The following is a 25,792-nucleotide window of genomic DNA, read 5'->3' as shown; positions in this document are numbered from 1 at the left end:
TCTGACGTGCACTCGACGCTCACATTGTGCGCCCCCCGCGTCGCGGAGGCTACGTTCGCCCAAGGAGAACCCCGGAATCGGAGGGCGGGCGGCGTCGTTCTCCCTGCTGTGAGCGAGGACACATCCGGCGCCGTGGACGCCGAGGCGATGGACGCCTACTCCGAGGTGGTCGTCCGGGTGGCGCGGCACCTGACGCCGCGGGTCGCGTCGGTGCGGACCGAGCGGGGGGCGGGCTCCGCCGTCGTGCTCAGCGCCGAGGGGCACTTGGTCACGAACGCGCACGTCGTCGCCCGGTTCTCCCACGGCGAGGTGGCGTTCGCGGACGGCTCGAGCGGGCTCTTCGCGGTCGTGGGCCGGGACCCACTCTCCGATCTGGCCGTGCTCCGCACCGGCATGGAGACCCCCGAGCCGCCCGAGTTCGGCGACGCCGACCGGCTCCTCGTGGGTTCGCTCGTCGTGGCCGTCGGGAGCCCGCTGGGGCTCGAGGGGAGTGTGACCGCGGGTGTCGTGAGCGCGGTGGGACGGTCGATGCCCGCCCGCGGGCGGACGGCCTCCCGGCTCATCGAGGACGTGATCCAGACCGACGCCGCGCTCAACCCCGGCAACTCCGGGGGCGCGCTCGCCGACTCGCGCGGACGCGTTGTCGGGATCAACACCGCCGTCGCAGGGTTCGGGCTGGGCCTCGCCGTGCCGGTCAACGCCACCACCCGGCGCATCCTCCACTCCCTGCGCGAGGACGGGCGTGTGCGGCGCGCCTACCTCGGAATTGTGAGCGTGCCGACCCCGCTCGATGAGCGATGGGCCGCCCGCGCCGGCAGACGCCGCGCGCTGCGCGTGGCCGAAGTCCTGACCGGGAGTCCCGCCGCGATGGGCGGCCTCCACCCCGGCGACGTTCTGCTGGCGATCAACGGCGCCCCCCTCACCGATGCCCAGTCCCTCCAACGGCACATGTTCGAGGAGGCGATCGGCCGCCGCACCGAGATCACGGTGCTGCGCGGAGAGGCGATGGTCGACGTCGTCGCGGAGCCGACCGAGCTGGCCGACTGACCACACGCAGGGGCTGCTCCCGGGGAGCCGGATGGCGGGACCCGGCGCCCGTGCGGGCTCACAGCTCGACGGTGCCCCGGACGCCGACGACGGTGTCCCCGCCCACCCAGATGTCCCCGCCGTCCGCGGACACCCTGACGAGGCCGCGCCTGCCGAGGGCCGTGCCCTGCTGGGCGACATAGGAGGAAGGCGCGCGCCCGCTGCCGATGAGCCACTGGGCGAGCCCGGCGTTGAGGCTGCCGGTGACCGGGTCCTCGGGGACGGCGATTCCGGGGCAGAAGGCCCGGGCCTCGAAGGCGGCGTCGTCGCCGTCTGGACGAGGGCCGATCACGCCCACCTGGAAGCCGCCCATGGCCGCGAAGTCCGGTGCGAGCCCGAGGACTGTGTCGGCGTCCCTCAGGAGCAGCCCGACCCAGCCGGGGCCGTTGTCCACCCAGGCCGCGTCGACGATGTCGTCCGCCGTCAGGCCCAGGGCATCCGCTATGGCGCGCACGTCCCGGGCGTCCACCGGTCCCGAGCGGCGCAGGGGCGGCGCCGCGAAGGCGAGCCGGCCGGCGTCGTCCTTGAGCGTGACCAGGCCCACCTCGCACTCCTGGACGATCCGGCCCGAGGCTGCGGGGACGCCCCCGGCCTCGAGCCAGGCGCGGGCTGAGCCGAGCGTCGGGTGGCCCGCGAACGGCAGCTCGCCGCCCGGGGTGAAGATGCGCAGGCGGTAGTCGGCCCCGGCCTGGGTGGGAGGCAGGAGGAACGTGGTCTCCGAGAGGTTGGTCCAGCGGGCGAACGCAGCCATCTCCTCATCCGGGATGCCCTCGGCGTCGTGCACCACGGCGACCGGGTTGCCGCGCAGGAACTCGGACGTGAAGACGTCCACCTGGCTGAAGGGCCTCACAGGACCTCGACCCCGTCCTCGAGCTCGAGGGTGCGCGCCTCCGCCAGCCCAGTCAGCGCGGCCTGGATGTGCAGGGCGCCGTGGTCCCCGAAGTACTCGACGAATTCGCCGGGCGCGACGAACCGCCACTCGGTGAGCTCCTCCTCCTGCAGGGTCACCTGCGCGCCCCCGGGGAGGCTGCCGCCGTCGTACAGGAAGCTCAGCCCGTCCCCGATGGGGTCCGGGAAGGCCGAGTGCGCGATCAGCAGCAGCGCCCCGGGCTCGATGTCCAGCCCGAGCTCCTCGCGGCCCTCGCGGCGCGCGGCCTTGCGGGGGGCCTCGCCGGGGTCCACGGTCCCGCCGGGCAGGAGCCAGCCCTCCTTGTAGTTCGGCTTGACGGCCAGGACGTGGCCCTGCTCGTCACGGATCACGAGGCCGGCGGCGACCCGCCGGCGCGGAAGGGTGCGGAAGTACTCGCGGCTCACGGGGCTCAGCTGCTCCATGGCGTCCAGCCTACCGGCGTACCGTGGGCGCGTGCCCTACCTCCACCCGGGCCCCATGGCCTTCGCCCACCGAGGCTTCTCCCTCGAGGGCCTCGAGAACACGCTCACCGCGTTCCGGGCCGCGTGGGAGCTCGGATTCACCCACCTCGAGACGGACGTGCGGGCCACGCGCGACGGCGCGCTGGTCGCCTTCCACGACGAGCGGCTCGACCGCGTCGCGGACCGGTCTGGGGAGGTGGCCAAGATGTCGTGGCCTGAGGTCGCGGCTGCACGCGTGGGCGGCGTGGAGAGGGTCCCGCTGCTCGCCGAGCTCGCCGAGGAACTGCGCGGCGCGTTCCTGAACATCGACGTGAAGTCCGCAGCCGCCGTCGTGCCCCTGGCCGAGGCCATCGAGCGGATGCGGCTGCACGAGCGGGTCCTCGTGACCTCCTTCTCGGAGGCCCGGCGGCGGGCCGTCCTGGCGCGTGTCTCGCGGCCGGTGGCGTCCTCGGCCGGGATGCGCGGTGCGGCGGCGTTCCGGGTCCTCGGATCCGCCCTGCCCGAGGCGGTGCTGCGGCGGATGCTGCGCGACGTCCAGGCACTGCAGGTGCCCGAATGGACCGGGCGCCTGCGGGTCGTGACGCCGGCGTCCGTGGCACGGGCCCACCGACTCGGCCTCCAGGTGCACGTGTGGACCGTCAACGAGGCCGCGGACATGGGCCGGCTGCTCGACGCCGGCGTCGACGGGCTCGTGACCGACCGAGCGGATGTGCTCCGGAGCGTGCTCATCGGCCGGGGAGCCTGGCCCCCGCCCGCCCCCGGTGAGGAGGGGCGTCCCGCCGGTCGGTGAACCGCATCGCGCCCGTCGGGGCCACATCCCGCCGGTGACGGACGCGCCGCCCTACGCGCCGTCGTCGCCCGCTGCGACCGCCCGCTCGATCCGCCGGTCCGGCACGATCCAGATCGCGGCGACCGCGACGTACGCGGCCACGCTCACCCACGGCGAGAGGAAGGCGCCTGCGGATCCGACCACGTACAGGCCCATGGACCACTTGCCCTTCGCGTCGTTGCGGATGGCCCGGGCCAGGCGGCTCTCAGCGCCCTGGATCCTGATGAGCCGGGCCTGCAGGATCGTGTACGAGACGGCGGCGGCGAGCAGGTTGATCCCGTACACGAGCACCGGCAGCTTCGCGAGGCTGCTCTCGTCCATCCAGCGGGTGGTGAACGGGACGATCGAGAGCCAGAACAGCAGATTGAGGTTGGCCCACAGCGCCGCACCGTCGATCCTCTGCGTCAGGTGCATGAGGTGGTGGTGGTTGGTCCAGTAGATCCCGATGTACACGAAGCTCAGCACGTACGTGAGAAGGGTCGGCAGGAACTCTGCGAGGCCGTGGAGGTCCGGTGTGTCCGGGACCTTGAGCTCGAGCACCATGATGGTGATCGCGATCGCCAGGACGCCATCGCTGAAGGCCTCGACGCGGTTGGTCTCCACGGGGACATTCTGTCAGTGCGTGCTGGCAGGATGGGGGAATGCGCATCCTGATCGCCCCCGACAAGTTCAAGGGCTCCCTCACCGCCGCGGAGGCGGCCGACGCCATGGCGGAGGGCGCCCACGCGGTCTACCCCGACGCCGAGACCGTCCGGGTCCCGGTCGCCGACGGCGGCGAAGGCACGCTCGAGGCGGCCGTCGCGGCGGGCTTCGAGGAGCGCATCCGCGCGGTGACCGGGCCGCTGATCAAGCCGGTCGGCGCGGCGTGGGCGCTCAAGGGGACGGTCGCCGTCATCGAGACCGCCCAAGCCTCCGGACTGGCCGCCCTCGGCTCCGAGCCGGACGCTGAGACGGCGCGCCGCGCCCACTCCTACGGTGCCGGGCAGCTCATCGCAGCGGCGCTCGACGCCGGTGCTACCGAGATCGTGCTCGGCGTCGGCGGGTCCGCGATGACCGACGGCGGTTCCGGCGCGCTGCGCGCCCTCGGGCTCCGTCCCCTCGACGCTGCGGGCAACATCGTCCCGCTCGGAGGCGCCGCGCTCGCGGACATCGCCACCGTGGACACCTCTGCCCTCGACCGCCGGCTCGCCGGTGCCGACCTGCGCATCGCGGTTGACGTCCGCAACCCGCTCACCGGCGAGGACGGCGCCGCACACGTCTTCGGGCCCCAGAAGGGTGCCGACCCGGAGACCGTCGCGGCGCTCGACGCCGGCCTCCGCACCTGGGCGAAGGTCCTCGCCGAGGCGACCGGACGCGACGTCGACGTCCCCGGGGCCGGTGCGGCCGGCGGCTTCCCCGCGGCGTTCCTCGCGTTCACGGACGCGAGGCTCGAGAGCGGCTTCGACCTCGTGGCCGAGCTGGTCGGGCTCGACGCGCAGCTGGCCGGGGCGGATTTGGTGATCACGGGGGAGGGTTCCCTGGACGGGCAGTCCCTCACGGGAAAGGCGCCGATCGCGCTCGCGGACCGGGCACGTGAGCGCGGCATCCCCGTGGTCGCGGTCGCCGGGCGCATCCTCGCCACGCCCGAGCAGCTCGCCGAGCATGGCATCGAGGCCGCGGGCGCCCTCGTGGACCTCGCGCCCACTCCCGCCGACGCCATCGCCAACGGCGCCCAGTACCTCCGCCGCGCGGTGGCGGAGCTCCTGGCCGGCGCCTGAGGCCCCTCTCGCCGCCGCCCTCCGTTTCGGGTACGCCAAATCTCCCTGGAGGGCGTTTCGGGTACGCCAATCCCCCCGGACTCCGTTTCGGGTACGCCAAATCCCCCCGGACTCCGTTTCGGGTACGCCAGATCCCCGTCAGCCGGGGCTCCCGGTGGCGAGACGTCTTATTGCAGGGAAGGCGCCTTGAGGCCGCCTCCACGGCGACAAGGCGTCTCACACCGCGCCCGAAGGCGTCTCAGCTGCCAGAAGCCTTCCCATCGAGCGGGCCCGGCTCCCCGACCCAGCCGACGCACCGCGCACAAGCGACCGGTCGTCGTCGTGCGCCCGGCCCGGGGCACAGCAGAGGCCGCCGGTGCTAGCTCCCTTGCGCGGCCAGGGCGTCGAGCTGCAGGACGAGCCACGGGCTGAAGGCGTAAGGGGCGGCGGCGACGGCGGCGCGGAAGTCGTCCGGGTCGGTCCAGGCCCACTCGGCGACCTCATCGTCGGCGGGCGCCGGGTCGGAGGCGGCGACGGCCCGATAGACGGGACACACCTCATACTCGACGATCCCGGACGCGTCCACGGCCCGGTACCGGAAGTCGGGCAGCACCGGCTCGATGGACTCGACGTCGAGCCCGAGCTCCCGCTGCGCGCGCCGCCGGATGGCCTCCTCGAAGGGCTCACCCGGCGCGGGGTGGCCGCAGAAGGCGTTGCTCCAGACCCCGGGCCACGTCTTCTTGCCGAGCGCCCGGCGGGTCACGAGGACGCGCCCGTCCGGGCTGTACACGTGGCACGAGAAGGCGAGGTGCAGCGGCGTATCCGTGGTGTGGACGGTTGCCTTGGGCGCGGTGCCGAGGGGCGTTCCGTCGTCGTCCACGAGCTGCACGAGCTCTTCGGTGCTGCTTCCCTCAAAGGTATCCGCGCTGGCCATCTGCCCATTGTCCCAGCTCGCGCACGACGCCGCGTGCCCGCCCGGGTGCGCCGCGCGCCGTCGTGCGCGGCCCCCGGCAGGAGGCGGTCAGCCGGCGCGGCGGGCGGGCTCGACGGCGTCGTCGGTTGCGGTCCCGCGCCACCGCGCAAGCGCGGTCATGCCGTGGAACACGACGAGCGCCGCCGCGGAACCGAGCGCGATGCCGGCGAACGCGAGCTCGCCGACTTTCCACGTGTAGTCCGCGATGCCGACGATGAGGGCCACCGCGGCCGTGGTGAGGTTGACCGGGTTGGAGAAGTTGACCCGGTTCTGCACCCAGATCTTCACGCCGAGCACGCCGATCATCCCGTACAGCATGGTCGCGGCGCCGCCGAGCACGCCGGCCGGAACGGTCGCGATGAGCTCGCCGAACTTCGGGGAGAAGCTCAGCAGGAGCGCCGTGATGCCCGCGACCCAGTACGCCGCGGTCGAGTAGACCTTGGTCGCGGCCATGACGCCGATGTTCTCGGCGTAGGTCGTGGTGCCGGAGCCCCCGCCGAGGCCGGCGAGGACGGTCGCGGCGCCGTCGGCCATGAGCGCCCGCCCGGCCATGTCGTCGAGGTCCTGCCCCGTCATCGCAGCCACGCTCTTCACGTGCCCCACGTTTTCGGCGACCAGCACGAGCACCACCGGCACGAACAGCCCGAGCACGCCGAGGTGGAACTGCGGCGTCTGGAACGTGGGCAGGCCGACCCAGGCGGCGGCGTCGATCTTCGAGAAGTCCACCTCGCCCCGCCACACCGCCACGAGGTACCCCACGACGACGCCCACCAGGATGCTCAGCCGCCCGAGGATGCCGCGGAACAGCACGGAGACGAGGATGATCGCGAGCAGCGTGATGAGCGCGGTGACGGGTGCGGCGTCGAAGTTCTGCTTCGCCGCGGGCGCGAGGTTGAGGCCGATGAGCGCCACGATAGTGCCGGTCACCACCGGCGGCATGACCACGTTGATCCAGTGCGCCCCGAACGCCTGCACCACGCCGCCCACGGCCGCGAGCACGACGCCGGCCACCACCACGCCGCCCAGCGCCCCCGCGACGCCGAACTGCTGCTGCGAGGCGAGGATCGGGGCAATGAACGCGAACGAGGAGCCCAGGTAGCTCGGCACCCGACCTCGGGTGATCACGAGGAACAGCATCGTGCCGATGCCCGAGAAGAAGAGCGTCGTGGCGGGCGGCATGTGGGTGAGGATCGGCACGAGGAACGTTGCCCCGAACATCGCCACGACGTGCTGGAGCCCGACCCCCACCGTGATCGGCCACGCGAGCCGCTCCTGAGGGGCGACCACCTCTCCCGGGCGGACGGAGCGCCCGTCTCCGTGCAGAGTCCAACGGGTTCCGAGCAGGCTCATCGGGCGCCTTCCAAGCGGGGGAGTGGGGTATCGGGGGACATCCTACTCGCCGGCGTGCGGGCCCCGGCCGCGTGGCCAACGTCACCCCGCGTCACGGGATGCCGCGCGCACGACGGCGGGTTGTCACCATGGGAGGGCGGCCGTCCGTGCCGCCGAGAGGAGACCCATGAGCATCGCGCACGAAGAATCCATCCTCGGCACCGAGGCCGTCGACGCCCTGTTCGCGCAGGCGCGCACGGCCAACGCCTTCACCGGCGAGGTCACCGACGCCCAGGCGGAGGCGATCTACGAGCTCGCGAAGTTCGGCCCGACCGCCTTCAACTCGCAGCCCCTACGCGTCACGTACGTCCGCAAGGGCGACGCGCGCGACCGGCTCGTCCAGCACCTCGCCCCCGGCAACCAGGACAAGACGCGCCTGGCCCCGCTCGTGGCGATCCTGTCCTTCGACGCCGACTGGCACGAGCAGTGGGAGACATTCCTCCCCGCCGCCACGCGCGGCAAGGCGCGCTACGACGCCGATGCCGAGCTCCGCGTCCAGACCGGCCGCGACAACGCGCACCTGCAGGCCGGCTACTTCATCCTGGCCGTCCGCGCCCTCGGTTTCGCCGCCGGGCCGATGACGGGCGCCGACTTCGCCGGGATCGACGCCGAGTTCTTCCCCGCGGGGGACCGGAAGGCGTTCCTCGTGGTCAACATCGGCAAGCCCGCCGACGACGCGTGGGGCCCCGCCAAGCCCAAGCTCGCCTACGAGGACGTCGCCGAGATCATCTGATCCCGGCAGCGGCATCCGTTGCGGGGTCTCGTCCGCGCCGTTGCGGGGTCCTGTCCGCGCCGTTGCGGGGTCTCGTCCGCGCGGTTGCGGGGTCTCGTCTGCGCGGTCGAGAGGCACGCCTCACCGGCGGTGGGCCGCGTCCTTCAGGTGCGAGCCGTTCTGCAGTGCAGCCACCGTCGGGCGGGAGCCGGTTGCCGGGGCCGGAGCGCATCGCGTCGGGCGGGCTGCGGGACCGAGGATCGGTGAGGGGTCCGCGGCGGTTCCGGGGCCGCCGTCGTGCGCGGGAGCCGAGCTGGTCGCAGCGCGCCGCGCGGCCCACGCCCCGGCGACCTGCGCGCGGAGGCTCCCCTCGCCCCACCGGGCCAGGAGCACGACGCCGATCGCGCCCGCCACGAGCGCGGCGACGCCCCCGGCGAGGACCGCCCACCGGGTCCCGGCGGTGTTCGCGAGCCATCCGATGAGCGGACCGCCGATCGGCGTTCCGCCCTGGATGACGGCCATGTACAGCGCGAGGACTCGGCCGCGGTACTGCGGGTCCACGCTCAGCTGGACGATGGTGTTCGCCGAGTTCAGGAACGTGAGCGCAGTGACGCCCACGGCAACGAGAAGAACCGCGTACGCGAGGTAGCTGGGCATGGCCGCCGCGACGCTTGAGGCGATGCCGAGCCCCACGGCCGAGGCCACGAGGAGGCTCATTCGCGGCTTCTTCCTGCGCGCCGCGAGCAGCGCCCCGCTGAGCGTGCCGATCGCCTGGACCGAGCCGAGGAGGCCGTAGGCGTCGGCGCCGGTGTGGAAGACGTCCGCGGCCATGAGCGCGTTGGTCACCTGGAAGTTCAGCGTGAACGTGCCGACGATCGCGGCCATGACCATGATCAGCATGATCCGCGGCTGGGTCCGCACATACGCGATGCCCTCGCGGATCTGGTGCTTGCCGCGCGGCAGCGGTGCCGTCCGGTGCAGCAGGTCGACCCGCAGCCGGGTGAGGGAGGACAGGACCGCGGCGAAGGTCGCGGCATTGAGCATGAACACCCAGCCCGTGCCGATGACGCCGATCAGCAGGCCCGCGACGCCCGGGCCCGCGAGCCGCGCGAGGTTGAAGGAGGCGCTGTTGAGCGCGACGGCGTTGGGCAGGTCCGGCCGCTCGACGAGCTCGGACACGAACGCCTGCCGCGGCGGGGCGTCCAGGGCGCTCGCGATGCCGAGGGCGAGCGCGATCGCATAGATGTGCCACAGCTGCGCGACGCCCGTGAGCACGAGCGCGCCCTGCAGGAGCGCGAGGAGACCCATGGCGGACTGCGTGGCGACGAGGAGCTTGCGCTTGTCGAGGCGGTCGCCGAGCACGCCCGCGTAGGGCCCGAGGATGAGGATCGGCAGGAACTGCAGGCCGGTCGTGAGGCCGACCGCCGCGCCGTCGTGGTCTGTGAGCGCGGTGAGGACGAGCCAGTCCTGGGCGACGCGCTGCATCCACGTGCCCACGTTGGAGACCAGCGCGCCCGCGGCCCAGAGTCGGTAGTTGGGGTGGCGGAGTGCGCGGAACATGCTGCTCATCGGGCGGTCATCTCCAGCAGCAGCTCGGCGGCGCGGTGCAGCGCGGCGCGGTCTGCGTCCGGCAGGCCTTCGAGGCGCCCCGCAAGCCATGCGGCGCGCAGGCGGCGGGACTCCTCGAGAACCTGCCGCCCGTCAGGGGTCAGCGAGACGACGACCTGGCGGCCGTCCGTCGGGTGCTCGGCGCGGGCCACGAAGCCGCGCTCACACAGGTGGTTCACGGTCCGGGTCATGCTCGGCGCCTGGACGTGCTCGATGTCGGCGAGCTGGCGCATGGTGAGCGGTCCGCGCTTGTTCAGGAGCGCGAGGACGGTGTTCTGCCCGGGGCTCACGACGTCGCTGCTCGCCTCCGTGCGCAGGATCCGGGAGGTGCGCATGAGCGCTGCGCGGAGTTCGGCGGCCAGTTCGAGGACGTCCGGGGTGGGAGTCATGTCGGGTGGGGGAGCTGTGGCCGGGGAAGGCATTGCGGTTGGCGGAGCGGTTGGCGGAGTCATTGATACTTAGCCTAGCTCATTAGCTTCGCTAAGGATATGACCGCGCTCACCCCCGAACGCCTGAGGGTCACCTCCTGGGGGTCACGCGATGTGACCCTCAGGAGGTGACCCTCAGACGGAGAGGTAACGCCCGGAGCCGCGGAGCGCTAGGCGATGACCGAGTCGACGAGGGCCTTCGCCTCGGCCTGGACCTGCGCCAGGTGCTCGTCGCCCTTGAAGGACTCGGCGTAGATCTTGTAGACGTCCTCCGTGCCCGAGGGCCGTGCGGCGAACCAGGCATTCTCGGTGGTGACCTTGAGGCCGCCGATCTTGGCCCCGTTGCCCGGTGCCTCGGTGAGCTTGGCGGTGATCGGCTCGCCGGCGAGCTCGGTCGCCGTGACGTCGGAAGCGGAGAGCTTGCCGAGCTTGGCCTTCTGCTCCCGGGTCGCCGCGGCATCGATCCGGGCGTACGACGGCGAGCCGTACTTCGCGGTCAGCTCGCCGTAGAGCTCACTCGGGGACTTGCCTGTGACGGCCTTGATTTCCGAGGCGAGGAGGCACAGGAGGATGCCGTCCTTGTCGGTGGTCCACACCCCGCCGTCGAGCTTGACGAAGCTCGCCCCGGCCGATTCCTCGCCGCCGAATGCGCCCTGGCCGCTGAGCAGGCCCGGCACGAACCACTTGAATCCCACCGGCACCTCGACCAGCGGCTTGCCGAGCCCCTCGGCCACGCGGTCGATCATCGATGAGCTCACCAGCGTCTTCCCCACGACGGTGTCCGGGCGCCAGCCCGTGCGGTTGCGGTAGAGGTAGTCGATCGCGACGGAGAGGTAGTGGTTCGGGTTCATGAGGCCCGCGTCCGGGGTCACGATGCCGTGGCGGTCCGCATCGGCGTCGTTGCCGGTCGCGATGTCGTACCGCGCGTCGCCGGAGGCGACCTTCTGGATGAGGGAGGCCATCGCGGAGGGGGAGGAGCAGTCCATGCGGATCTTCTCGTCCCAGTCCAGGGTCATGAACGCCCACTGCGGGTCGACGGTCGGGTTGACCACGGTCAGGTCCAGGTGGTGGCGCTCGCCGATCTCGCCCCAGTAGTCGACGGAGGCCCCGCCCATGGGGTCGGCGCCGATGCGGACGCCGGCGTCGCGGATCGCGGCGATGTTGAGCACCTGCGGGAGGTCGTCCACGTAGGAGGAGAGGAAGTCGAACTGGCCGGTCGAGTCCGCCGAGAGGGCGTCGGCGAGCGGGACGCGCTTGACGCCCGAGAGGTTCGCCCCGAGGAGCTCGTTGGCCCGGTTCGCGATCCAGCCTGTCGCGTCCGTGTCCGCGGGGCCGCCGTGCGGCGGGTTGTACTTGAACCCGCCGTCGGCCGGCGGGTTGTGGCTCGGGGTGACGACGATGCCGTCGGCGCGCCCCGGGTCGTTCTCGGCGCGGCCTGCGTTGTACTTGAGGATCGCGTGGCTGGCCGACGGCGTCGGCGTGTACCCGTGGCGCGCGTCGACGAGGACCTGGACGTTGTTGGCCGCGAGGACCTCGAGCGCGGTGTTGGTGGCGGGCTCCGAGAGCGCGTGGGTGTCCTTGGCGAGGAACAGCGGGCCCTGGATGCCCTGCCCGGCGCGGTACTCCACGATCGCCTGGGTGATGGCCGCAATGTGCTTCTCGTTGAACGAGGCCTTGAGGCTCGAGCCGCGGTGCCCGGACGTTCCGAACGCCACGCGCTGGCCTGGGTCGCTCAGGTCGGGGGAGACGTCGTAGTACGCGTCGAGGAGCGCGGTGATGTCCACGAGATCGCTGGGAAGGGCAACGGTGCCTGCTCGGTTCGCCATGTGCCTAGCTTGTCAGAGAAGGCCAACGTGAGGTGACAGTTCGGTGAAGATTTCGGCGCCGGGCTACGAGCCCTCGGCGAGGACCCGCTCGGCGAGCTCGCGCAGCGCTCCGGACAGGTAGGAATCGGGCACCTCGACGCGCTCCCTCCCGAAGCGGAAGGTCCACTGGAAGGCGTCCCGGACGCGCGACGGCGGCCCCGCGACGTCGTCTGCCTCCTCGCCCAGGGTGAGCTGCTCACGCTCGCTGCGCGCCTGCCGGTACAGGGCGGCCCACTCGGCGTCCGAGGCCTCCCTGGCCCCGCGCATCGCGAACTCGACAGCGCCCCTCCGGGGAATCCCGGCGACGCCGCCCGAGCGGGTGACCTCGATCTTCATCGCACAGTCTTCATCGCACAGTCTTCATCGCGCACAGTCTTCATCGCGCACAGTGCCCTTCCGTGGCCGGCACGCCCGGCCATGCTCTCCTCCTAGCCCTTGGCCCGCGGCCCCTTCCCCCTGCCGTTCGCGCCGTTCCCGGCCTTCCCGTTCCCGGTCTCCGTGAGCCGCACGGTGATTCCGACGCCGCGCCAGCCCGCGCGCACCGCCTTCTCCTCAGCGGACTCGCGGCCGAACAGCGAACGGGCCACGCGGACAGTCTCCCGCGCGAACCCGCGGAAGTCGACGTCGAGGGGCAGCTTGCGCAGCGCGACCGTCTCGAACCAGATCCGCCCCGCCCGTTCCCACGTGTGCCCGCCGAGCTCGGCCGCCACGAGGTAGAACGCGCGGTTGGGGATGCCGGAGTTCAGGTGCACGCCACCGTTGTCGTCCCGGGTGCGCACGTACCCTTCCATGTGGTCCGGCTGAGGGTCCTTGCCGAGTGCAGGATCGTCATACGCCGTGCCCGGCGCCTTCATGGACCGGACGCCCAGGCCCTTGATGCCGGGCAGGAAGATTCCCTCGCCCACGATCCACGAGGCGGACTCGGCCGTGTCGCCGCGCACGAATTGCTCGACGAGGACGCCGAAGACGTCCGCGAACGACTCGTTGAGCGCGCCCGACTGGCCCTCGTAGGAGAAGTCGGTCGTGTGCTGCAGGAGCCCGTGCCCGAGCTCGTGGGCGATGATGCTCAGCGACGAGGTGAACGAGGCGAAGACCTTCCCATCGCCGTCGCCGAACACCATCCGAGTCCCGTCCCAGAACGCATTGTCGTAGCCGACGCCGTAATGCACGCTCCCCTCAAGCGCGAGGCCCGCGCCGTCGATGCTGGACTGCCGGAACACCTCCTCCAGGAAGCGGTAGGTGTCCCCGAGCCCGTCGTAGGCGCGGTTCACGTCGACGTCCGCGGCCGGGTCCTGGCCTTCCTTCCGCACCGGCTTCCCGGGGAGCCGCTCGGTGTTCTCCGCGTCGCTGATCTCCCGCCGCAGCGTCCCGGGCTCGACGAGGATCTGGTGCCGGGCGTCGCGCGTGTGGGCGCCGCGCTGTGCGCGCATGCGCTCGTCGGCGAGGAGGGTCCGCCGCGCGAGCTCCGCCACGGCTTCGATCCCGCGCGTGTCGTCGGCCCACCCGTTGGGCGGGCCTTCGCCGCGGAGGGCCCGCGCGCGGCGCTGGTCGCACGTGGCGAGCCGCTCGAGGAGGTACGGCGGGACGGCGCCCTGGTGGCGGACCGGGGGGCGCGCGGACGACGCCGGGCCCGCACCCGCCGTCGTGCGCCCGCCTGGCGTCGGGGCCATCGGCGGCATCCCGGAGCGTGGCATCTCAGAGCGCGACATCGGCGAACCCCGTGATCTCGCGCCAGCGCTGGGCGACGCCGCGGGCCCCCCTCGGGACCGAGTAGCGGTCTGCTCCGGGAAGGGGGCCGAGGTCCAGGCCCGTGAGCTGCGCGATGTCCGACACGGGGACCTGGAAGGTCCGGTACGCGCCGAGGGCCGGGGCCTCCCGGGCTCCCGGATGCAGCACCTGCTCGAGCCCGTTGCTCTGGTCGAGGATGTAGCCCGTGCAGGCGAGCGTGGCGCCGTCCTCGCCGGGCCCGGTGTTCCAGGCCCCGATCTTGAAGAACTTCCGCGGGATCATGGCGCCCCGGTACTCGGGATCCCCGACGTCGAACACCGGTCCCGAGAACACCGAGAGGCGCTGCTCGTGGGCGCCGGCGTGCTCGAGAATGTAGTCCTCGAGGCCGAGCCACAGCTCCCGACCCTGGTTGAAGTAGTCAGCCTGTGGAGCGCACACCGTGTAGTGGAAGGTGTCGAGATTCGCTCGCTCAGCAGTGTCCTGATCGCCCCACAGCGGATCCTGACGGCGCACGAGATGGCCCCGGTCGAACCGGTTGTTCGAGTAGAGCTCCGGCCCCCACTGCTGGTCTTCGTCGATCCGATCGTCGAGGCGCCAGCTCTCACCGCCGCGCTCGATCTCGACGAGGCTCGCGCCGTCGATGTTCACGGCCGTCGCCGCGGGCATGCGCCGCTCGGGGTCCTGATGGATCGTGAAGTGCGTATAGGTCAGCTCGAGCAGCCCCGGTCCCGTCGGCATGGGCACCGGGGAGGGCGTGCCGAGGAACTCGGGGTCGTAGCCGTCGCCCTCGTCGGAGGGCTCTGCGGCTCGGGTGGGCTCGGCGGGATCTGTCGTGTTCTCGGACTGCGTCATGGCTTCCCCACATCCGCTCGGTTCGGTCCTCCATGCCGGGGCTCTGCGGGCCTCGGCGGTGCGATGCCACCAGCATCGCACCGCCCTCCGACACTCGAAAGCATCGTGGCGCGGGCTCCGCAGTTAGGGCGAGGGAAGCACCTCGACGAGCGCGAGATCCCATTGGTCCGACGTCGGAGCCGTGTCGTTGATCGTCACCGACGTTCCGGCACTGGCTGTCGTGGCATTCTGCCGCTGGACCCAATACGTGTCTCCGGCGGGAGCGAGGAATTGGTCAACGAGGGTCTGCCCGGTACCGACTGTCCGCGCGGTCGCGTTCGACCAGTCCGCGCCGACAGCCCAGACCCACGAGCCGGCCCTGGTCGTGGTGACGGTCGCCGTGGGTGCTCCAGTCGCACCGCTGGCCGCCTTCACAGCGCCGCTTGCCGTGTCTGCACCCAGGAAGGCGACGACAGTGAGGGACGCCTGCCAGCCCCCCGAGGCCTGGGATGCGGTCACGCTCGCGTTGCTGAGCGCGGCGGGGGCGACAGCCTGCCACACCTCCGCTGTCCCGGGCTGAGCGTTGGATCTCTGACGGAGGGTCCACGTGAGTCCGGCGCCCGTGACGCCGCCGATGCTCGCCGAGTTCGGAGCGTTCGGGCCGTCGGAGCTGACGAAGGCGAGGAGGAGCTCGTTCGTGCCAGTCGTCGTCAGGCCTGTCGCGGTGACGGTCGACGACGAGGTGCCCTGGTGCGCGGTCACGGCCTTGTCGACTGCCAGTGACCCGGCGGGCGGTGCGACGGCGGTCGCGGTCGCCGCGTTTGACGGCGGGCTCACGTTCCCTGCTGCATCGAGAGCTGTGACGGTGTACGAGTACGTCGTCCCAACGGTGATAGCCGCATCCGTGTAGCCGGGCGTCGTCACGCTGCCGAGGACAGCGCCATTGCGCGAGACCTGATACGAGGTGACGGCGACATTGTCGGTGCTCGCCGTCCAGGCCAGTGCGATCTGGCCAGGCGTGGCAGTGGCCTGAAGCCCTGTGGGCGCGGTCGGCGGCGTCGTGTCGGCGTTCGGAGATGTGAAGTGCACGATCGACGCCGCGGACGGGACTCCGTTCGAGTCCACGATGGACAGGAGGTAGTACCCAGGAGGGGCGTAGTTCCCATTGGCGGGCATCTGGATGCTGAGGCCTCCGGACGTCTGGGTGAAGCTCAAGGACAGTGCCCGGGCGTTCTCGTCGAAGGCGTGCGTGACCGACCCGGTCCTGATGAGCGACACGGACTGGATCCGCGCCGCGTCCGGTGTCCCGATCGAGACGCTCGCGCCGTACTGGACAGTGCTCGGCGCGCTCGTGATGCTCGGCCGTGCGCCCTTGAAGAGGTACGGGGGCGAGTAGATCTGGTAGCTCTTCTGGTCGGCGACGCCGGTGTCCCCGCCTCCGCCGGAGACGAAGACGCGCCCGTCCGGCAGCAGCACCGCCACCGAGTGGTAGAGGCGTGGGACAGACATCGAGGCGACGGTGCTCCACGCCCCGGTCGAGGGATTCCAGACTTCGGCGGGCAGGACGGCTTTGGACACGTCCTGGCCGGACCTGTCGGTCCCGCCGCCCGTCGCTAGCACTGTGCCGTCGGGCAGGTTGGTGAGGTTCAGGAAGCTGCGCGGGTACGCCATCGGCGCCGCGTCCTTCCATGCAGGGCTCGTCTGGCTCATGTCGAGCACGTAGGCCGTGTTCGCCGACGTGCCGGTGAATCCGCCGTCGGACGCTGTTCCGGCCTTGATGAACTTCCCCGGGGCATAGTTGGCGATCGATCCGGCGTCGAGGACGCGCGAGTCGACGGTGGACCACGTCTGGGCGGCGAGATCGAGGGCAAGCGTGGAGGTGCCCTGCTCGGACGCGCCGGCTTGGAGGACCCGGCCGTCAGGCAGCTGGTACATGAAGGGGTAGTACGGGATGCTCCGGTTGGCGCCCGTCAGGTCCGTCCACGCGTTGGCTGTGGGGGAATAGACCTCGGGGATGGGGACGATGTCCGTTGCCGACGTGTTGGACCCCGATGTCACGAGGACGCGCCCGTCAGCGAGAGTGGTCCCGGTCGGGTACCACCGCGGATGGTTCATGGGAGTGAGGGCCTGCCACGTCTCGGTTGCGGGGCTGAACGCAGTGACGTCGCGGATGCCGAGCCCGCCTGCCGTGGCTGTGCCCCCGACGGCGAGGATGCGGCCGTCCGCAAGGACGGCCTGGCCCGAGCAGAACAGGTCAACCGCCGCGCTCGGCACCTGAAGGTAGGTGCCGTCCGACGGATTGAGGAGATACTGCTGGCCGCCCTGGGTGAAGTCGCCCGCCCAGGTGAGCACCTTGCCGGTAGATGTGAGGGCCGCGTGGATGGACACCTCGGGCCACGAGACCACGGGCCCCCATTGGCCGACCAAGGCGGGGTCGCCGCTGGATGACGCCGTGGTGAAGGTCAGATCCCCCGAGACGGCAGGGTTGCCCGCGGCGTCTGACGACTTCACCCGGTAGTGGTACAGAGTGGCCGCCACGAGCCCGGACAGCCCTTGGGAGTGAGAGGTGACGAGGGTCGCGTCCGCAGTCGTGGCCGAGCCGTAGGAGACGGTGGTCCCGTACTCGACTTGGGACGTCGCGGGCTCGTCCGTGGTCCACGAGATGGTCGCGCCTGTGGCGGAGGGTGTGCCAGCCGAGACCGCCGAGATGACCGGCGGCGTCGTGTCAGGCGCAGGCGCCGCGGCCGGGAGGATCTCGATGAGCGCGAGGTTCCACTGGTCCGCCGTGGGAGCTGTGTCGTTGATGGCCACCGACGTGCCGGCGGCCGGGGTGGCGGCATTCTGGCGTTGTACCCAGAAGGTGTCGCCGTGGCTCGAGAGGAACTCGTCTACTTTAGTCTGCCCGCTGCCCACAGTGCGCGGTGTCGCGTTGTCCCAGTCGTTCCCGGCGCCCCAGACCCACGAGCCCCCGCGCGTCGTCGTGAGCGAGGCGCCTGGGGCGCCCGTGGCGGCGGCACTGGTCGCGACGGCGCCGTCCGTGACAAGGTCTGCGCCGGTGAAGGTTGCCACGGTGATCGAGGCCTGGTAATCGCCAGAATGCGTGGCAGTGACTGTTGCGTTCGTGAGGACGCTCGGTGCAGCGGCTTGCCAGACCTCGGCAGTTCCAGACTGCGCGTTTGTCCGCTGCCGCAGCCGCCACGTGAGACCGCCGCCTGTCACGGTGCTGAACGACTGCGCGCCAGCTGCCTTGGGGCCGTCGGAGGCGATGAACGCCACAAGGAGTTCGTTGGCCTGGCTTGTCGTGAATGCCGGCGAGACAACGCGCGTCGAGGGGCTGCTCTGGTGGGTGCTCACGACCTTGTCGACGCCGAATGGGCTGGCCGCCGAGGCGGGGGACGCGAAGGAGGGAGCCAGGACGGAGGTGAGTGCGAGCGCGAGCGCAGACGCCAGCTTCGCCAGCGGGTGGGACCTGTGGAACGGGTAGGTCCTGTGGAGAGTGCGGGTTTGAGCGGAGGAGGTGCGGTCCATGATCGGTACTCGGCGGGAGGAGGTTCGCAGGCGGCCATCAGTCCTCGGCCGGGTCTGCGTCGTGGCGCCGACGTCAGCGGCGCGGGCGAGGCGGAGGAGGCGCGTCTGGCTGTGCACGCATTGCGGTCACCGCACGGCCTCCCTCGTCTGCAACGGATGCACGACAACGCGCACGGGAGGCGACGGCCCCAGCCACGGGTCACCGAGTACGCTGGAATCAAGAATGGCAGGGGAATCCGAGGAACGGAAGCCAGAGAGGGGTTCGAGATGTCGCAAGAACCGGGGACCCGGGGGGAAGGCCTACCGGACAATGCGCCGCATCTCGCGGGCGGCGAGGGCGGTCAGGAAGCCTCTGGCGCGCACGACGCCGGGCCCGTCGCCTCGGGCGGGCCTGCCGCCCCGGGGGCGCGTCCTGGCGAGTCCGGCGAGAGCCAGCCGGAGCGCCCGAAGTACACGCCGCCGTCGTACATCCCGCCCGTGACGCTCGACAAGGACCGCTCCAACGCGACCGAGCCCATCCCGAGCAACCCCACCCAGCCCCTCCAGCATCACCTTCCCCCCGGCGCGCCGCCGATCCCGGGCGCTCCCGGGCCCGCGGCCCAGCAGCCGGGGCAGCAGGGCTTCAGCCAGCAGGGACCGCCGACGTCGGGGGCGCAGAGCCCTTCGCAGCAGTTCAGGAGCGGAGCTGTCCCGCAGCAGGTGCAGGGAGGGTACCCGGGCCCCCAGGGCCAGAACCAGGGCCAGTTCGGGCAGAACCAGGGCCAGTTCGGGCAGAACCAGAACCAGTACGGCCAGAACCAGAACCAGTACGGCCAGTACCCGGGCGCCCAACTCCCGGGAAGCCCGTATCCCGGAGCCCAGTACCCCGGAGCCGGCTTCCAGGGCCCGGCGCAGGGCTACCCGGGCTACGCGCAGCCGGGCTACGGCCAGTTACCGTACGCTCCGCCGGCGCCGAAGGGCCTGAGCCTGGCGTCGATGATCTGCGGCATCGCGGTCTTCGTCGGCTTCGGGTTCTTCATCCTGCCGCAGATCGCCGCGGTGGTGCTCGGGCACATGGGCTTGCGGCGCGAACCGGCGGGGCGGGGCTTCGCGATCGCGGGTCTCGTGATGGGCTACGTCGGGGTCGCGCTGACGCTGCTGTTCCTCGTGTTCTTCATCATCGCGGTCTCCTCGGCCCGTTCCCCGTACACCTACTGAGCCGCGCCGATGGGGGAGTGGCAGGGGTCCGCGGGAGCCGAGCGAGCGCCGTCGGCCGCTGAGGTACCCGTGGCGAGCGGGGACGTGCTCTTCCCACGCCGTGAGTCGGGCGGCCTCGCCGTGGCCTCGATGGTCTGCGGTGTGCTGGCTGTCGGCGGATTCGGAGTGTTCCTGGCGCCGCAGGTTGCGGCCATCGTCCTGGGGCACATGGCCCTCGCCCGCGGTCCGGGCGGACGTGGGCCCGCGATCGCCGGCCTCGTCCTCGGGTATGCGGCCCTGGTGCTCCTGGTCGCCGGTGTCGCGGTGGCGGTCTACCTGTGGCGCGCGTTCGCGGACATGGGCATGACCTGAGGCTGTCTCCTAGCGAGTCGGCGGCCGGGGCACGTGCAGGATCCGCGCGACCTGCAGCAGGAGGGCCTCGGACCCGGGGTGTCCCACGGCCTGCACGCCCATGGGCAAGCCCGCATCGGTCCAGTGCGTCGTCGCCACCACCGCGGGCAGGCCGCACACGTTGACCCAGGACGACCACGGCGCGAACTCGCACTGCCGGCCGTAGTCGTCGTCGACCGTCGCGTGCCATTCGGGCCTGCCCGTGAACCAGCCGACGGGCCGGGGCGTCTGTGCCAGGGCCGGTGAGAGGAGCAGGTCCCAGTCCGAGAGCTGGGCGACCATGTCCCGCTCGAACTGCCGCAGGAACGCCAGCGACTCCTCAAGCTTCGCGCGCGAGCGCTGCTGGGCCCGGCGGCGGAAGGCGCGCGTGAGCGGGGTCAGGAGCGGCTCGCGCTCCGGGCGGATCCGGGCAGTGCCGACGCCGGCCGTCCAGGCCGCGGTGAACGCGTCCGGGTAGCGGTTGTCGAAGCGCAGGTCCGCCTCGACCACGAGGTGCCCGGCCGCCGTGAGCGCCTCCGCCCCTCGCCGCAGGGCCTCGAGCGCCTCCGGCTCCGGTTCGATCCGGTACCGCGCGTCCCACGGGCTCGCAAGGCTTACCGCGACGCGGAGGCGCCGGGGCTCGCGCACGACGGCGTCGAGGTACCCGCCAGCGTGCCGTCCGCGGTGTCCGTGGCCGCCGTGGGCGACGCCCGGCACGAGTGCGTCCAGGAGGAGGGCCGCGTCCTCCGCGCTCCCGGCGAGGGGCCCGGCGACGACGAGCTGCAGCGAGCCGGGCTCGCCGGCGCTCTGCCCCTCTGGGATGAGGCCCCGGCCCGGCTTCAGCCCCACGATCCCGCAGGCCGCGGCCGGGATGCGGACCGACCCGCCGCCGTCGGACCCGGGCGCGAACGGCACGAGTCCGGCGGCGACCGCGGCGGCCGATCCGCCCGAGGATCCGCCCGAGCTCAGCGCGAGGCCGTGCGGGTTCCGCGACGGCGGGCCGATTCGGTTCTCCGAGTACGCCGTGAGCCCGAACTCGGGGATCTGGGTCTTGCCCAGGCCCACGACGCCGGCCTGCCGCAGGAGCGCGACGATCGGCGCGTCCGCGGGGGCCGGCCGGGCGTCGAGCGCCGCCGAGCCGTGGGTGGTGGGCACGCCGGCCACGTCGGTGAGGTCTTTGAAGGCCGTCGGCATGCCGTGCAGCGGCGGGAGCTCCGCGAGCCGGCCCGAGCGGCCGAGGCGGGCGTGCAGCTCGTCGGCGGCAGCGGCGTCGTCGTGCGCGCGCTCTGCGGTGACCGTGAGGAAGGCGCCGAGCCGGCCGTTCTCTGCCTGGATGCGGCCGAGGCAGTGCTCGGCGGCCTCCCGTGCCGAGACCTCGCCAGCACGGAGGGCGTCCCGGAGGGCGACGGCGCTGAGCGCCCCGATCCCGGCGTCGAGTGTCACCGGGCCACTATAGGCTGGAGTGAAGAGCACATTCGGAGGCGAAGCATGTCTGATTTCGAGACCGTCCGTGTCGACGCGCTGCCCGAGGGCGGCACCCTGCTCGACGTCCGCGAGGACTACGAGTGGGAGGCCGGCCACGCGGAGGGCGCCGTCCACATCCCGCTCGAGCAGCTGCCCGGGCGGCTCGACGAGCTGGACCCGGACGAGGACCTCCACGTGATCTGCCGGACCGGGGGCCGCTCGGCCCGCGCCACCCAGTGGCTGGTCGCGAACGGGTATTCGGCGGTGAACGTGGCCGGTGGGATGGATGCGTGGCTCACGGCCGGTCGGCCCATGGTGTCGGAGAACGGGCAGACGCCCACGGTGCTCTGAGGTGGCCGTCTTCACCTTCCTGGGCCCGGAGGGCACCTTCACGGAAGCGGCCCTCCTCAAGGTCCCCGGCGCCCGCGAGGCGCGACGCCTGCCCGCGACCAACGTCAACGCCGCCCTCGACGCCGTCCGCGCGGGCGAGGCCGATGCCGCCATGGTTCCCATCGAGAACTCCGTCGAGGGCGGCGTGACGGCGACCCTGGACGCGATCTCGACCGGGCCCGAGCTGCGGATCGTGCGCGAGGAGGTCATCCCGATCACCTTCGTCCTCGTGGCCCGGCCCGGCACCCGGGTCGCCGACGTGCGCCGCATCTCGACGCACGGGCACGCCTGGGCGCAGTGCCGCGGCTGGGCTTCCGCGCACGCGCCCGACGCCGTCCACCTCGCCGCGAGCTCGACCGCCGCCGGTGCGCTGGCCCTCCTCGAGGACGCGGCCAAGCCGGGCGATGCCGCGATCTGCGCGCCCATCGTGGCCGAGGAACACCCGGAGCTCGAGGTGCTCGCCACGGACATCGGCGACAACCCGGGAGCCGTCACGCGGTTCATCCTCGTGTCCCGGCCCGCGGCGCTGCCGGCCCGCACCGGCGCCGACAAGACGACGGTGGCCGTGCCGCTGCCAGAGGACCGGCCGGGGGCGCTCATGGAGATCCTCGAGCAGTTCGCCGCACGCGGGGTCAACCTCTCCCGCATCGAGTCCCGGCCCACCGGCCAGTACCTCGGCCACTACTTCTTCTCGATCGACGTGGACGGACACGCCCACGACGCCCGCGTCGCGGACGCCCTCGGCGGCCTCCACAGGATCAGCCCGGAGATCCGCTTCCTCGGCTCGTACCCCCGGGCCGACGGCGCCCGGCCGGTCGTGAAGTCCCACGTCACCGACGACGCCTTCGCCGCCGCCCGCGGCTGGGTCGACGGAATCCTCGGGGGCACCGGCGTTGGCTGAGCAGGGCGGGAGCCGGGACTTCCTCGCGGACTACTTCGCGCGCATCGGCTACGAGGGCTCAGCCGAACCCACCCTCGCCAACATCGCCGCGGTCCACGCGCACCACACCCGCACGATCCCGTTCGAGAACCTCGGGCCGGCCACCGGCAATCCGGTCGACATCGCGCCCGAGGCCATCCGGGGCGGCCTCGTGGACCGCCGGCGCGGCGGCTACTGCTTCCAGCACGCGGGGCTCATCTCGCGGGCACTGGCGGACATGGGCGTCACGAGAGTCGAGAACCACCTCGGACGCGTCTACTGGCGGCGCCCGCCGGGCTCGGGCGCTCCCGCGCGCACCCACCTGGCCACGGTCTTCGACCACGACGGCCAGCGCTACCTCGTCGACGGCGGCTTCGGCGGCTTCAACCCCTCGGGCCTGCTCCCGCTGGACCTCGCCCTCGCGGACGCGGTGCGCACGACGCCGCTCGGCACCTTCCGCGTGGTCGACGTGGCCGCCGCCGGGCTGCCTGCGGAGGACACCGTGAACATCGACTTCATGGTCCAGGCGCAGGCGGACGGAGCGTGGGCGAACCTCTACGGGGTGGACCTCAGGCCCAACGCCCCGATGGACCTCACCGTGTCGAACTGGTACGTCTCGACGTCCCGGACGGCTCCGTTCACCACTTCGCTCATGTTCTCCATCCTCACCGAGACGCAGCGCATCACCCTCGCCAACCTCTCCCTCGCGGTGCGGACCTACGCGGCGGACGGCTCCTCGACGGTCGAGAAGCGGACGCTCGCCGGTGCCGCCGAACTCCGGGACGCCTCGCACGAGCTGTTCCGCATCGAGGACGCCACGGTGGACTGGGATGCGGCCTACGCTGTCGGGGCTTCGGCCGAGAGGGCAGCCGCCGCGCAGCGCTGAGGCAGCGCTGAGGGCGGCCGGCTCACGCCACGCGCACGAGGAGGCTCGCGGGGTGGACCTGGACGTCCACGCGGGTGGCGAGACCGGTGACGTCGCCGTCAGCCTGGGTCTCGATGGGCTCGGGGACGCGGATCGAGACCTTCCGCGCGCCGTAGAACTGCATGACCGGCAGCCGGTGCTTGTGCTGGAAGAGGATCTTGATGTACATCGCCACCCAGCCGATGAGGCTGCGCGGGCTCATGACGGCGACGTCGAGGACGCCGTCGTCGATGTACGCCTCGGGGATGAAGTCGACGCCGCCGGGCAGCTTGCTGCAGTTCGCGAACAGGACGCTGCGCACGCGCCGGGTCTGGAACTCGCCGTCGTCGAGCGAGACCTCCACCCGGCGCCGCTTCCGTCCGGGCATGTGCCGGATCCCGGCCTCCGTGTAGGCCATCCAGCCGAAGGAGCGCTTGAGGTCGTCGCTCGTGTCCTGCAGGATCTCCGCGTCCATCCCGACCCCGGCGATGACGAGGAACGTGTGCGTGACCGTATCGCCGGCGTCGGTGGTGAGCGTCATGCTCGCGGTGTCGATCTTCCGCTGCCGCCCGAAAACGGCCGTGTGCACGCTGTGGGCGAGGCGCCCGACGTCGAGGTCGAGATTGCGCGCCAGGATGTTGCCGGTGCCGAGCGGCACGAGGCCCATCGCCGTCTCGGTCCCCGCCAGCACCTCCGCGACGACCCGCACGGTCCCGTCGCCGCCGCACGCGATCACGACGTCGGCGCGCGCCTCGAGCGCCGCCAGCGCCATCGAATGGCCCGGGTCCTCGCGGGTGGTGTGGAAGACGAGCGGCGTCGGCCATCCGGCGCCCCGGCAGGCCGCCTCGATCAGGACTCTGGCCTCCTGCGCGCGGTCCTTCACCGGATTGAGCACGATGGCGACCTGCTGCGGCCCCAGCGGAGGCGCCACGGCTGGTTCCGCGACGGCCGAGCGGGAATGCTGCTCGGCGAGCCTGCGCACACCCCACCAGCTCGCGACCGCGAACCCGCCAGCCACGGCAAGGGCTCCCGCAATGATCCAGTTGCGCATGGTGCTCTCACTCTAACCGCAGCCGGTGCCGTTCCCGGGCCGCTCGCCGGTTAGTCTTGGACTCGTGATCGACGTCAAGGACCTCACCGAGAACCCCGAGAAGTACCGTGCCAGCCAGCGTGCCCGTGGGGCCGATGAAGGGCTTGTCGACTCGATCAGCGCGGCCGACACGCGCCGTCGTGCTTCCCTGACCGAGTACGAGACGCTGCGCGCCCAGCAGAATGCGTTCGGCAAGAAGGTCGCCGCCGCCAAGGGCGAGGAGAAGCAGGCGCTGCTCGCCGAGGTCAAGGACCTCGCGCAGAAGGTCAAGGCCGCGCAGGCGTCCGCGGACGAGGCGCAGGCTGAGATGGACGAGCTCATGCGGATCGTCCCCAACCTCATCATCGACGGCATCCCGGCCGGCGGCGAGGACGACTACGTCGTCGTCAAGACCGTCGGCGAGCCGCGCGACTTCGCCGCCGAGGGCTTCGAGCCGCGCGACCACCTAGAGATCGGCGAGCTCCTCGGCGCGATCGACATGGAGCGCGGCGCCAAGGTCTCCGGCTCCAGGTTCTACTTCCTCAAGGGGGTGGGGGCGCGGCTCGAGATCGCGCTGCTGTCCATGGCGATGGACCAGGCCGTCAAGGCGGGCTTCACGCCCATGATCACGCCCACGCTCGTGCGTCCGGAGACGATGCAGGGCACCGGCTTCGACGTGAAGCACGACGCCGAGATCTACCGTCTCGCGGAGGACGACCTCTACCTGGTGGGCACCTCCGAGGTGGCCCTTGCCGGGTACCACTCGGACGAGATCCTGGACCTCTCGGCCGGGCCGACCCGCTACGCGGGGTGGTCCTCGTGCTACCGCCGCGAGGCCGGTTCGCACGGCAAGGACACCCGCGGGATCATCCGCGTGCACCAGTTCAACAAGGTCGAGATGTTCTCCTACTGCTCGCCCGAGGAGGCCGAGGCGGAGCACGCCCGCCTGCTCGCGTGGGAGGAGGAGATGCTCGCGAAGGTCGAGCTGCCCTACCGCGTGATCGACACGGCCGCCGGCGACCTCGGCATGAGCGCCGCCCGGAAGTTCGACTGCGAGGCCTGGGTTCCGACTCAGGGCCGGTACCGCGAGCTGACCTCGACCTCGAACTGCACGGGCTTCCAGGCGCGCCGGCTCAACATCCGCGAGCGCATCGTCGACAGCGACGGCGCCTCGAAGGGCACCCGCGCGGTGGCGACCCTCAACGGCACCCTCGCGACGACCCGCTGGATCGTGGCCATCCTCGAGCACCACCAGAACCCGGACGGCTCCGTGAACGTCCCGGCAGCCCTGCGCCCGTACCTCGGCGGCCTCGAGGTCCTCCCGGTCCTCTAGCGGCACCCGCGGCGGGCTGCGCCGTCGAACGCTGCGTGGCGCCGTCGAACGTCGGCAGCCAAC

The 25,792-nt window shown here is 71.9% G+C and carries 24 protein-coding genes; 10 read left to right on the top strand and 14 right to left on the bottom strand.

The window, feature by feature from the left end; genetic code table 11:
- Nucleotides 1-147: 147 nt before the first annotated feature.
- The gene (locus ABD298_RS11830) at nucleotides 148-1,047 is read left to right on the top strand and encodes a S1C family serine protease (RefSeq protein WP_344300195.1); all 900 of its coding nucleotides are present in this window, start codon (nucleotides 148-150) and stop codon (nucleotides 1,045-1,047) included.
- A gap of 58 nt (nucleotides 1,048-1,105) precedes the next feature.
- Here ABD298_RS11830 and ABD298_RS11825 read toward each other — a convergent pair whose 3' ends face one another.
- Nucleotides 1,106-1,936: a PhzF family phenazine biosynthesis protein gene (locus ABD298_RS11825; protein ID WP_344299908.1), complete on the bottom strand. Its 831-nt coding sequence runs from the start codon at nucleotides 1,934-1,936 to the stop codon at nucleotides 1,106-1,108.
- Complete coding sequence (locus ABD298_RS11820; protein ID WP_344299907.1) at nucleotides 1,933-2,418, bottom strand: NUDIX domain-containing protein; 486 nt, start codon at nucleotides 2,416-2,418, stop codon at nucleotides 1,933-1,935. The genes ABD298_RS11825 and ABD298_RS11820 overlap by 4 nt, the downstream gene beginning before the upstream one ends.
- 31 nt (nucleotides 2,419-2,449) lie before the next feature.
- On the opposite strand from ABD298_RS11820, the gene ABD298_RS11815 reads away from it, so the two are divergent.
- Nucleotides 2,450-3,247, top strand: a complete 798-nt coding sequence (locus ABD298_RS11815) for a glycerophosphodiester phosphodiesterase family protein (protein ID WP_344299906.1) — start codon at nucleotides 2,450-2,452, stop codon at nucleotides 3,245-3,247.
- Nucleotides 3,248-3,298: 51 nt separating this feature from the next.
- Here the strand turns inward: ABD298_RS11815 and ABD298_RS11810 are convergent, their stop codons facing one another.
- Complete coding sequence (locus ABD298_RS11810; RefSeq protein WP_344299905.1) at nucleotides 3,299-3,889, bottom strand: TMEM175 family protein; 591 nt, start codon at nucleotides 3,887-3,889, stop codon at nucleotides 3,299-3,301.
- A 38-nt stretch (nucleotides 3,890-3,927) separates the two neighbouring features.
- On the opposite strand from ABD298_RS11810, the gene ABD298_RS11805 reads away from it, so the two are divergent.
- Nucleotides 3,928-5,043, top strand: a complete 1,116-nt coding sequence (locus ABD298_RS11805; protein ID WP_344299904.1) for a glycerate kinase — start codon at nucleotides 3,928-3,930, stop codon at nucleotides 5,041-5,043.
- Nucleotides 5,044-5,401: 358 nt separating this feature from the next.
- Here ABD298_RS11805 and idi read toward each other — a convergent pair whose 3' ends face one another.
- Together idi and ABD298_RS11795 are read right to left on the bottom strand one after the other, a co-directional pair.
- Complete coding sequence (gene idi, locus ABD298_RS11800; protein ID WP_344299903.1) at nucleotides 5,402-5,956, bottom strand: isopentenyl-diphosphate Delta-isomerase; 555 nt, start codon at nucleotides 5,954-5,956, stop codon at nucleotides 5,402-5,404.
- A gap of 87 nt (nucleotides 5,957-6,043) precedes the next feature.
- Nucleotides 6,044-7,345 (bottom strand): uracil-xanthine permease family protein, encoded by a 1,302-nt coding sequence (locus ABD298_RS11795; RefSeq protein WP_344299902.1) that lies wholly within the window; start codon nucleotides 7,343-7,345, stop codon nucleotides 6,044-6,046.
- Between the two features lie 166 nt (nucleotides 7,346-7,511).
- On the opposite strand from ABD298_RS11795, the gene ABD298_RS11790 reads away from it, so the two are divergent.
- Nucleotides 7,512-8,117, top strand: a complete 606-nt coding sequence (locus ABD298_RS11790; protein WP_344299901.1) for a malonic semialdehyde reductase — start codon at nucleotides 7,512-7,514, stop codon at nucleotides 8,115-8,117.
- Between the two features lie 120 nt (nucleotides 8,118-8,237).
- Here ABD298_RS11790 and ABD298_RS11785 read toward each other — a convergent pair whose 3' ends face one another.
- The 7 genes from ABD298_RS11785 to ABD298_RS11755 all read right to left on the bottom strand — a co-directional run bounded on the left by ABD298_RS11785 (nucleotide 8,238) and on the right by ABD298_RS11755 (nucleotide 18,084).
- Complete coding sequence (locus ABD298_RS11785) at nucleotides 8,238-9,665, bottom strand: MFS transporter (RefSeq protein WP_344299900.1); 1,428 nt, start codon at nucleotides 9,663-9,665, stop codon at nucleotides 8,238-8,240.
- On the bottom strand, nucleotides 9,662-10,093 hold the full coding sequence (locus ABD298_RS11780) for a MarR family winged helix-turn-helix transcriptional regulator (RefSeq protein WP_344299899.1): 432 nt from the start codon (nucleotides 10,091-10,093) through the stop codon (nucleotides 9,662-9,664). Before ABD298_RS11780 ends, ABD298_RS11785 begins: the two co-directional genes overlap by 4 nt.
- 209 nt (nucleotides 10,094-10,302) lie before the next feature.
- Complete coding sequence (gene pgm, locus ABD298_RS11775) at nucleotides 10,303-11,958, bottom strand: phosphoglucomutase (alpha-D-glucose-1,6-bisphosphate-dependent) (protein WP_208711206.1); 1,656 nt, start codon at nucleotides 11,956-11,958, stop codon at nucleotides 10,303-10,305.
- 63 nt (nucleotides 11,959-12,021) lie between these two features.
- Nucleotides 12,022-12,333, bottom strand: coding sequence for a protealysin inhibitor emfourin (locus ABD298_RS11770; protein WP_344299898.1), 312 nt, complete (start codon nucleotides 12,331-12,333; stop codon nucleotides 12,022-12,024).
- Nucleotides 12,334-12,425: 92 nt separating this feature from the next.
- A complete protein-coding gene (locus tag ABD298_RS11765; RefSeq protein WP_344299897.1) occupies nucleotides 12,426-13,667 on the bottom strand; it encodes a M4 family metallopeptidase in 1,242 nt (413 codons plus the stop codon).
- Nucleotides 13,668-13,692: 25 nt separating this feature from the next.
- On the bottom strand, nucleotides 13,693-14,577 hold the full coding sequence (locus tag ABD298_RS11760; RefSeq protein WP_344299896.1) for a DNA/RNA non-specific endonuclease: 885 nt from the start codon (nucleotides 14,575-14,577) through the stop codon (nucleotides 13,693-13,695).
- A gap of 123 nt (nucleotides 14,578-14,700) precedes the next feature.
- Complete coding sequence (locus ABD298_RS11755; RefSeq protein WP_344299895.1) at nucleotides 14,701-18,084, bottom strand: galactose oxidase-like domain-containing protein; 3,384 nt, start codon at nucleotides 18,082-18,084, stop codon at nucleotides 14,701-14,703.
- 267 nt (nucleotides 18,085-18,351) lie between these two features.
- Between ABD298_RS11755 and ABD298_RS11750 the strand changes: the two genes are divergently transcribed.
- Both ABD298_RS11750 and ABD298_RS11745 read left to right on the top strand, forming a co-directional pair.
- The gene (locus ABD298_RS11750; protein WP_344299894.1) at nucleotides 18,352-19,281 is read left to right on the top strand and encodes a DUF4190 domain-containing protein; all 930 of its coding nucleotides are present in this window, start codon (nucleotides 18,352-18,354) and stop codon (nucleotides 19,279-19,281) included.
- A 69-nt stretch (nucleotides 19,282-19,350) separates the two neighbouring features.
- The gene (locus ABD298_RS11745; protein WP_344299893.1) at nucleotides 19,351-19,632 is read left to right on the top strand and encodes a DUF4190 domain-containing protein; all 282 of its coding nucleotides are present in this window, start codon (nucleotides 19,351-19,353) and stop codon (nucleotides 19,630-19,632) included.
- Nucleotides 19,633-19,641: 9 nt separating this feature from the next.
- On the opposite strand, the gene ABD298_RS11740 is transcribed toward ABD298_RS11745, so the two are convergent.
- Entirely contained in the window at nucleotides 19,642-21,093 is a 1,452-nt protein-coding gene (locus ABD298_RS11740) for an amidase (RefSeq protein ID WP_344299892.1), read from the bottom strand.
- Between the two features lie 45 nt (nucleotides 21,094-21,138).
- On the opposite strand from ABD298_RS11740, the gene ABD298_RS11735 reads away from it, so the two are divergent.
- From ABD298_RS11735 to ABD298_RS11725, 3 genes are read left to right on the top strand one after another with little or no spacing between them, the layout of a single operon-like run.
- Nucleotides 21,139-21,465, top strand: coding sequence for a rhodanese-like domain-containing protein (locus ABD298_RS11735; RefSeq protein ID WP_344299891.1), 327 nt, complete (start codon nucleotides 21,139-21,141; stop codon nucleotides 21,463-21,465).
- A 1-nt stretch (nucleotide 21,466) separates the two neighbouring features.
- Nucleotides 21,467-22,405, top strand: coding sequence for a prephenate dehydratase (pheA, locus tag ABD298_RS11730; protein ID WP_344299890.1), 939 nt, complete (start codon nucleotides 21,467-21,469; stop codon nucleotides 22,403-22,405).
- On the top strand, nucleotides 22,398-23,309 hold the full coding sequence (locus ABD298_RS11725) for an arylamine N-acetyltransferase family protein (RefSeq protein ID WP_344299889.1): 912 nt from the start codon (nucleotides 22,398-22,400) through the stop codon (nucleotides 23,307-23,309). Before pheA ends, ABD298_RS11725 begins: the two co-directional genes overlap by 8 nt.
- Before the next feature lie 22 nt (nucleotides 23,310-23,331).
- On the opposite strand, the gene ABD298_RS11720 is transcribed toward ABD298_RS11725, so the two are convergent.
- Nucleotides 23,332-24,378 carry a diacylglycerol/lipid kinase family protein gene (locus ABD298_RS11720; RefSeq protein ID WP_344299888.1) on the bottom strand — a complete coding sequence of 349 codons (1,047 nt, stop codon included), beginning with the start codon at nucleotides 24,376-24,378 and terminating at the stop codon, nucleotides 23,332-23,334.
- Between the two features lie 64 nt (nucleotides 24,379-24,442).
- Here ABD298_RS11720 and serS point away from each other — a divergent pair, with 64 nt between their 5' ends.
- Nucleotides 24,443-25,729 carry a serine--tRNA ligase gene (serS, locus tag ABD298_RS11715; RefSeq protein ID WP_208711216.1) on the top strand — a complete coding sequence of 429 codons (1,287 nt, stop codon included), beginning with the start codon at nucleotides 24,443-24,445 and terminating at the stop codon, nucleotides 25,727-25,729.
- Nucleotides 25,730-25,792 lie beyond the last annotated feature (63 nt).

This window comes from Sinomonas flava, assembly GCF_039531875.1.
GTDB lineage: Bacteria > Actinomycetota > Actinomycetes > Actinomycetales > Micrococcaceae > Sinomonas > Sinomonas flava.
Note: the sequence above shows the minus strand (reverse complement) of the source record. Positions and strands in the feature narration are given on the sequence as shown.